Annotated in this window: 3 protein-coding genes; 1 reads left to right on the top strand and 2 read right to left on the bottom strand. The window is 71.2% G+C overall.

Features of this window, described 5'->3' with window-relative positions:
• Nucleotides 1-5,273: amino acid adenylation domain-containing protein (locus tag AB0D18_RS35120; RefSeq protein ID WP_362428183.1), on the bottom strand; the 5,273-nt coding region annotated here is incomplete at its 3' end.
• Nucleotides 5,274-5,428: 155 nt separating this feature from the next.
• Between AB0D18_RS35120 and AB0D18_RS35115 the strand changes: the two genes are divergently transcribed.
• The gene (locus AB0D18_RS35115) at nucleotides 5,429-6,010 is read left to right on the top strand and encodes a hypothetical protein (protein ID WP_362428181.1); all 582 of its coding nucleotides are present in this window, start codon (nucleotides 5,429-5,431) and stop codon (nucleotides 6,008-6,010) included.
• Here the strand turns inward: AB0D18_RS35115 and AB0D18_RS35110 are convergent.
• A complete protein-coding gene (locus AB0D18_RS35110; protein ID WP_362428178.1) occupies nucleotides 6,001-8,706 on the bottom strand; it encodes an amino acid adenylation domain-containing protein in 2,706 nt (901 codons plus the stop codon). The genes AB0D18_RS35115 and AB0D18_RS35110 overlap by 10 nt on opposite strands.

Below are 8,706 nucleotides of genomic sequence, written 5' to 3'. Positions count from 1 at the left end.
CGAGCCGCGTACGCCACACCCAGATCACGGGCCAGAGGCGCCAACGACCAGCCGTCACCCGCGATGTGATGCACCACCACGAGCAGGACGTGCTCCTCCGGCGTGAGGGTGATCAGATGGGCGCGGACCGGGATCTCGCGGACCACCTCGAAGCCCTCGGCCGCGGTGCGCGCCAGGACGTCGTCGAGCGTCTCGGGGGTGGCATCGACGCGGTGCAGCCGCGGCCGGGCGGCCGGGTCGGCGGCGTCGAGGACGAGCTGCCGGGGGTGGCCGTCCACATCGGGAAAGAGCGTGCGCAGCGCCTCATGACGTGTCGTCACATCCGTGAGTGCGGCTTCCAGCGCGGCCGTGTCGAGGCGGCCACGCAGCCTCAGGGAGAGGCCCAGGTTGTAGGTGCCGCTGGGGCCCTCGAAGTGACCGAGGAACCAGAGCCGGCGCTGTGCGTGCGAGAGGGGGATCGCTGCGGGCCGCCGACGCGGGCGCACGGGCTCGCGAGCGCCCTGTGCGCCGTCGAGGGCGGCGGCGAGCGCAGCCACGGTGGGGGTCTCGAAGAGCGCGCGCACGGTGAGTTCGACGCCGAGGACGGTACGGATGCGACTGATCAGCCGGGTGGCGAGGAGCGAGTGGCCGCCGAGGTCGAAGAAGCCGTCGTCGATGGAGACTGCCGTGGCGTCGAGCACCTCGGCGAACAGGGCGCACAGCACGGTCTCCTGGCGGGTGCGCGGCGTCCGGCCCGCGCCCGTACCGCCGAAGTCCGGGGCGGGGAGCGCCCTGCGGTCGAGCTTGCCGTTCGTGGTCACCGGCAGGGAGTCGAGCACAAGGACGGCAGCGGGGACCATGTAGTCGGGCAGTGCGGCCGCGATGTGCGCGCGCAGCCCGGCGGGGTCGATGGAGTCGGCGGCGCCGGCGCCCGGCACGGCATAGGCCACGAGGCGCTTGTCGCCCGGACGGTCCTCGCGGACGATCACGGCGCCCTGGGCGACGCTCCCGTGCCCGACGAGGACGGCTTCGATCTCGCCGAGCTCGATTCTGAATCCGCGGATCTTGACCTGGTCGTCCGCCCGGCCGAGGTACTGCAGCTCTCCCCCGGCGGTCCAGCGGACGAGGTCGCCGGTGCGGTACATCCGGGCGCCGGGGGCGCCGAACGGATCGGCCACGAAGCGTTCGGCCGTCAGCCCGGGGCGGCCGAGATAGCCGCGGGCCAGACCGGCCCCGGTGAGGTACAGCTCGCCCGGCACTCCGGCCGGTACCGGTTGCAAGGTGGCGTCGAGCACGTACACACGGGTGTTGGTGATGGGGCGGCCGATCGGCGGGGCGCCGGTGCCCTGTTGGAGAGGGCCGCTCATGGTCGCGCAGACCGTCGACTCGGTGGGGCCGTAGGCGTTGACCATGCGACGGCCCGCGGACCAGCGGCCGACGAGCTCGGTGGAGCAGGCCTCACCTGCGGTGACCAGGGCCATGCCCTCGGGAAGGCGGGCGTCGCCCATGGCGGCGAGCACGACGGGCGGCAGGGTCGCATGGGTGACCTGCTGCTGGGTGAGGAGTCCGGCGAGGGGTTCACCGGCGGCCAGCCGCTCGGTGGGGGCCAGGACCAGCGCGGATCCGGACAGCAGGGTGGTGAGGATCTCCCAGATCGAGGCGTCGAAGCTGGGCGAGGAGAACTGCAGGACCCGGTGGCCGGGGCCGCCTCCGAAGGCGGCGCGGTGGGCGGCGGTCATGCTGGCGACACCCGCGTGGCTGACGACGACGCCCTTGGGGCGGCCGGTGGAGCCCGAGGTGTAGATGATGTACGCGGCGTCCAGCGGCAGGAGTTCGCCCGCTGCAAGGCCGTCCGGTGGGAGCTGCACCTCGTCGAGCAGCAGTCGCTCAAGACCGTCGTCCGGCAGCGCGGACCGGAGCGCGGTGCTGCTGAGGACGAGGGCGGGCCGGGCATCGCCGAGGATGTACGCGATCCGCTCGGCGGGGTAGGCCGGGTCGACCGGCACGTACACCGCACCCGCCTTCATCGTCGCGAGGAGGCAGACGATCGTCTCGACGGAGCGGCCGAGCGCCACGGCCACCGGGCTGCCCCGGTCCACGCCTCGGTCGCGCAGCAGCCGGGCGAGCCGCGCCGCCCGCGTGTCGAGTTCGCGGTAGGTCAGCGAGGTGTCCTCGAAGACGAGGGCGGTGGCGTCGGGGGTGGCGGCGACCTGCGTGGCGAAGAGCTCGGGGACGGTCGCGTACGGCACGTCGCCCGCGGTGTCGTTCCAGCCCACCAGAACACGGTCCCGCTCGTCGTCGGCGAGGATGCCGACGGCGCCTATGCGGGTGTCGGGGGCGGCGACGAGGGCGTCGAACAGGCGCAGGAACCGGTCGCCGACGGTGCGCACGGTCTCGTGGTCGAACAGGTCGAGTGCGAACTCGATCCGGCCTTCGACCCCGGCGGGCCCGCCGCCGTCGGTGAAGCGCTCCCCCAGCCGGAAGGAGAGGTCGAACTTGGCGGTGTCGGTCTCCAGGTTCCGGGCCGTGGCGACAAGTCCCGGGAGGTCGAGCACCGGCGCCTGGTTGTCCTCCATGGCGAGCGTGACCTGGGCGAGGGGGTGGCGGGCCAGGGAGCGGACCGGGTTGAGGACCTCCACCAGCCGCTCGAAGGGCACGTCCTGGTTCGCGTACGCCGCCAGGTCCGTCTCCCGGACCCGCTCCACCAGCTCACGGAAGGTCGGATCACCCGACAGATCCGTACGCAGCACCAGCGTGTTCACGAAGAACCCGACCAGATCGTCCAACGCCTCATCCGTACGCCCCGCGATGACCGTACCCACGGGAATGTCCTCACCCGCACCGAGCCGGCCGAGCAGCGCCGCGAGCGCGGCCTGCGCCACCATGAACACACTGGCACCGCTCTCCCGGGAGAGGGCGACGAGACGCTCGTGCGTCTGCGCACCGAGCCGGAAGTCGAGGTGGCCGCCCTGGTGGCCGGCGACGGCGGGGCGGGGGCGGTCGGTGGGGAGCGTCAGCTCCTCGGGAAGTCCGGCGAGCGTGTCCTTCCAGTGGGCGATCTGCTGGCAGAGCACACTCTGCGGGTCGTTCTCGTCGCCGAGCAGGTCGTGCTGCCAGAGGGAGTAGTCGGCGTACTGCACGGGCAGCGGGGTGAACTCCGGTGCGCCACCGCTCAGTCGGGACGTGTACGCGTGGCTCAGGTCACGGGTGAACGGTGCCACCGACCAGCCGTCGCCCGCGATGTGATGCACGACGACCAGCAGGACGTGCTGGTCGGGGGCGAGGGTGAACAGGTGGGCGCGTACCGGGATCTCCACGGCCAGGTTGAATCCGCGGGCGGCCGCGGCCGCGAGCTCACCGTCGAGGCTGTCGGCGGTGGCGTTCGCGACGAGAAGCTCGGGGAGCGCGTCGGCAGGCGTGCGAACGTGCTGGTACGGGGCGCCGTCCTGGACCGGGAAGACGGTGCGCAGGCTCTCGTGGCGTGCGACGACGTCGCCGAGGGCGGCGCGCAGCGCGTCGGTGTCGGGCCGGCCGGCCAGTTCGACGGTGAGCCCGTCGTTGTACGTGGCCCCGCCGCGCTCCATCTGGTTGAGGAACCACAGCCGGTTCTGTGCCGCGGACAACGGGAGTACCCGCGGCCTGGGCCGCTTGGTGAGGGACTGACGGGCCCCTGCGGCGAAGCCGAGTGCCTCGGCGAGGGAGGCGACCGTGGCGTTCTCGAAGACGGTCCGCAGTGTCAGCTCGGCCTTCAATTCCTTGCGGATCCGGCCGACGAGACGGGTCACCTGTAGTGAACTGCCGCCCAGCAGGAAGAAGTTGTCGTCCACCGTGACGTGGGCCTCGCCGAGCACCTCGGCGAAGAGACGGCACAGGACCTCCTCCTCGGTGGTGCGCGGGCCACGGGCCACGGCGCTTCCCGTGGCGAGCGCCGGGGCCTCGGCGGCAGGCGCCTCGCGCCGCGGCGCCGGGCCCTCGGTGTCCAGCTCGATGGAGTCCACCGGGCGGTCGGGGGCGGTGCTGCCGAGCCGGCGCAGGAAGTCGAGGAACGTGCCCTGGTACGCCTGGATCCTGTCGTCGCCGTACAGGTCGGGGTTGGCGTCGAAGTCGATCTGCAGTCCTCCGCCGGTGCCCCGGTCGTACACGATGAAGGAGATGTCGTCGGCGGGGCCGATGGAGAGGTTGTGCGGCCTGGCGGAATGTCCGGCGAAGGTGAGGTCGTAGTCGAACATCATGATGTTCACGTGCGGACCGACCAGCCGCCGGTCGTCGGCGAGCATGCCGAGGTCCCTGCGCAGGTCCTCGAACTGGTAGCGCTGGTGCTTCAGCGCGGCGCGCATCTCCGCGGAGACCTGGTGCAGGAGCTCCTCGACCGTGATTCCCGGCTTGATCGCGATCCGCAGGGGCAGCACGTTGGAGACCATGCCGGGCACGCTGCGGGCGCTCTTGCCGAGCCGGGTGGAGACCGGCAGGCCGAGCACGATCTCGGGGGCGCCCGTGAGCCGCTGCATCCAGGCGGCGACGGCCGCGATCAGTGCGGGCGGCCAGGTGACGGAGGCGTCGCTCGCCAGCGCGCGCAGCCGGTCGGTGTCCTGGGCGTCGAGGTGGGCGGTGCGTCGCGCCAGGGACGTGGCCAGGGCGGGCTGTTCGCCGGAGAGACTGACCGGCTCGGGGCACTCCTTGAGCCGGTCGATCCAGTAGGCGCGGTCGGCGCCGAACCGCTCGGAGTCCCGGTAGGCGTCCTTCTCCGCGTGCAGCTGCGCCAGCGGGGCGAACGGTCCTTCCGGTATCTGCTCGCCGGCCACCAGCGCCGAGTACACGGCGGCGGTCCGCCGGACGACCATGTTGACGGTGAAGCCGTCGACCAGCAGGTGGTGGTAGCGGTGCAGCCAGAGGTGACGGTCCTCGGCGACCTTGAAGAGGGCGAAGAGGAAGAGCTGGTCGCGCGCGGTGTCCAGGGGGCGTGCGAAGTCCTCGGCCATCCAGGCGCGGGCGGCGGCCCAGGGGTCGCTCTCGCCACTGACGTCGACGACGTGCAGGGACCAGTCGAGGCTGCCCGCAGGAACGATCCGCACGGCCGGGCCGTCGTCGGTCTCGACGAACCGCTGACGCAGCGTCTCGGCCTCGGTGACGACGCGCCGGAGCGCGGCCTCGAACAGGACCGCGTCGACCGGGCCGCCGATTTCCAGGAATTCCCCGGTGTTGAAGATCGTGTTCTGCGGATTCAACTGCTGCGCGTACCAGACGCCCGACTGGGCAGCGGTCAACGGCAGAAGGGCGCCCCGAAGGTCAGACACAACCACTCACCCTCAATGAAATGATCGAACAAGCACGGAAGAGAATTGCCGAGTGACAACACGACCATTCTTAACAGTCCTGTTTCGGCCGGGACAACGGCACTTGCAGAAACCTGCCACCCTCTTCGCAGACCGCGCATGCTAGCGTCGCAAGCATGACCCGAGAAGGAAAATTAGAAGCCACCTTGATCGATCGCTACATGCCGAAATGGCATTTCCGTGAACACCATTGGGTGGCCGTGTCCGCGCCCCGCGAAGAAGTACTGCGCGCGGCCCGTGAGATGACCTGGCGAGAGGCCCCGGTGGCGCGCTTCTTCCTGGCCTTCACCCGGAACAAACTGCAGGCCGACGGCAGGGTCCTCGACGACTTCGCGATGGGCGGGGACACCGTACTGGAGCTCTCCGACAACGAGTTGCTGTACGGGGGCATCGGCTCCCAGGCCGGCCCCGTGCGCCCGGACCTGCCCATGCCGGAGGTGTTCAAGGACTACGCGGAACCGGGCTGCACCAAGGTCGGTTTCAACATGCACTATTCCGACGGGGTATTGACGACGGAGACCAGGATCCTCGCCACCGACGAGCAGACCCGGCGGAACTTCGGCCGGTACTGGTTCTTGATCCGCATACCGAGCGGAATCATCAGGATCGCACTTCTCTCCGCGATCAAACGACGGGTCGACGGCGACCGTAAGAACTCCTCGAAGTATTCCGGCCGCCGCCCTTCCGATCAGCCCTGAGAATCCCTGACAAGTTCGATGAACCGGCCTGCCGTCGAGTTTCGGTAGAAGTCCTGGGTGGAAACCTTCGGCAGGCCGAGTTCTCGCATCTCACGGAGCAGCCGGATAACGAGCAGCGAATTCCCGCCGAGCTCGAAGAAGTTGTCCTGCTCGGTTACTTCGGCGTTCAGCGCATGCCCCCAGAGCTTGAGGAGCTGCGCGGCCAGCGGGTCGTGGCCTGCGCCGGGCACGACGGATTCCCCGGGCCCCTGCGCAGTCCGTACCGCGGCCGGAGCCGGGGCAGGCAGTGCGGCCGTGTCGACCTTGCCGTTGATGGTCAGCGGGATGGCGGGGAGTTCGGTGATCGAGGCCGGAACCATGTACGCGGGAAGTACGCGCCGGGCGTGGGCGAGCACGTCGGCGCCGGCTGCCCGGCCGCGCAGCGCCACATAGGCGTCGATGCGGGCGGTCGCCGAGTCCCCGGGGACCTCGTGATTCAGCACGGTCGCCGCCCCCGACACCTCGGGGTGGCTCAGCAGGACGTTGCGGATCTCGTCCAGTTCGATGCGGTGGCCGCGCACCTTGACCTGGCTGTCCAGCCGTCCGAGGTGATCGAGGCCGCCATCGGGGCGCAGCCTGCCTCGGTCGCCGCTGCGGTAGATCCGGCCACCGCCGTACGGATCGTCGACGAAGCGTTCCGCGGTGAGTTCGGGCAGTCCGAGATAGCGGTCGGCGACGCCTGCGCCGCCGACGCAGATCTCCCCGGCGGCTCCGACCGGCAGCAACCGGCCGCGCGGGTCGCGGACCGACAGGGTCCAGCCGGGCAGCGCGGGTCCGACCCGGCGGCCGGCCGCCAGGACGTCGGCAGGAGTCACGGTGTGCGCGGTGACATGGACCGTGGTCTCGGTGATGCCGAACATGTTCACCAGCCGGCAGCCGCTGGGCGAATGCCTGGCGAACCAGGGCGCGAGCATCCGCACGTCGAGCGGTTCACCGCCGAAGACCACCAGTCGTACGGCAAGTTCCGCACTCCCCCGCCGGTCCGCCTCGATCACCTGGGCGAACGCGGACGGAGTCTGGTTGAGCACGGTGACCCGCTCCGTCACGAGCAGCTCGTGGAAGAGCTCGGTGTCACGGGTGACCCAGTGGTCCACGACCACCAGCCGGCCGCCGGTGAGCAGGCTGCCCCAGATCTCCCAGACGGAGAAGTCGAAGGCGCTGGAATGGAACAGCGTCCACACGTCGTCCCCGCCGAGGGCGAAGTCCTCGCGGGTCGCGTCGAGAAGGGCCACCACGTTCCGGTGCGGGACCACGACGCCCTTGGGCCGGCCGGTGGACCCCGAGGTGTAGATGACGTACGCGGGGGCCGATCCGTCCGCCGGGAGCGGAGTCGGCGCGGCGCCGCCGCCGAGGGCGCGGAGTTCGGCGGGGGTGACGACCTGTGTTCCCCGGACGGCCGGGAAGGCTTCGTCGAGACCGCCGACGACCACCATGACGCCCGCGTTCTCCACGGTGTAGCGCAGCCGCTCCTCGGGGTAGTGCAGGTCCATCGGCACGTAGGCGCAGTCCGCCTTGAGGATCCCGAGAAGGGTCACGACCAGGTCGGCATCGCGTTCCAGCGCCACGCCGACCATGCTGCCGGGGGCGACGCCCAGCGCGCGCAGACCTGCCGCGGTCCGTGCGGCGCGTTCGTCCAGTTCGGCGTAGCTGAGGCTGGTGCCGCCCGCGGTGAGCGCCACCGCGTCGGGACGTTCACGCACGACGTCGGCGAACAGTCCGTGCACCGTACGATCGGCCCCGCCGGCGGCGACGGGGGGCGTGACGCCCAGTCGCAGCACCGCCTCGGTCTCCAGCGGGCCCAGCAGCTCGACGGTGTCGAGCCGTCGCTCGCCGCCGTCCGCCAACTGGGCGGCGACACGGGCGACATGGGACGCGAACCGGTCGGCGACGGCAGGGGCGAGGCCGCCGAGATCATGACGGAGCACCCCCGAGGCGCTGCCATCGTCGTACAGGGCGAAGTGCAGTACGGCGGGCAGTTCGGGGGCGAGCGAGGACAGCCGGCGCTCACCGCGCCCGGTCTCCTCGATGAGCACGCCGACACCTGACAGCGGCAGCAGCCCACCCCCGTAGGAGTCCTCCCACCCGGCGAGGTAGTCACAGATCCGCTGGTCCTCGTCGACCGTCTCGCCCGCGCCGTACCGCGCGAGCACCAACGCGGTCGCCGCCGGGAGCAGGGCCCGCCACCCGGCGCGTACGCCGGTGGACGGCTGCACCGGCAGCACCACCGGCACTTCACCGGTGCGGCCCGCGTCGGCCGGGTCACCGAGACCCCAGTCCAGAGCGGGGCCGAAACCGTCCGAGGTCCTGGCGGCGCCCGCGGCGCTCCGCCCGATGGTGAAAAGGCCCTGTTCAAAGGTGAGTTCGTGGCGGGCCACCAGGACCAGATCGGCGTCGCCGTCGGCGTAGCGCAGCAGTACGGCGCGGAGCGGCAGGCCGGTGGTGTGCAGCGGGCGCTCCGCCTCCTGCCTGACCCGGGCCCCGGCGTCCGGATGCTCCGCCCCGAAGGGCAGGGCGTCCTCCCACAGCGTCAGCTGCGCCAGTTCCGGCCAGGGGTCCCTCGCTTGGGCGCGCAGGCGCTGCCGCAGATCCCCGGCATCGATCGGGCCCGGCACACGGACCACCAGGCTGTGGCAGGACCTGGCCTGACTTCTCGACAT

This window comes from Streptomyces sp. NPDC048442 (assembly GCF_040651475.1).
Classification (GTDB): domain Bacteria; phylum Actinomycetota; class Actinomycetes; order Streptomycetales; family Streptomycetaceae; genus Streptomyces.
This window is presented reverse-complemented; position numbering and strand designations above follow the sequence as displayed.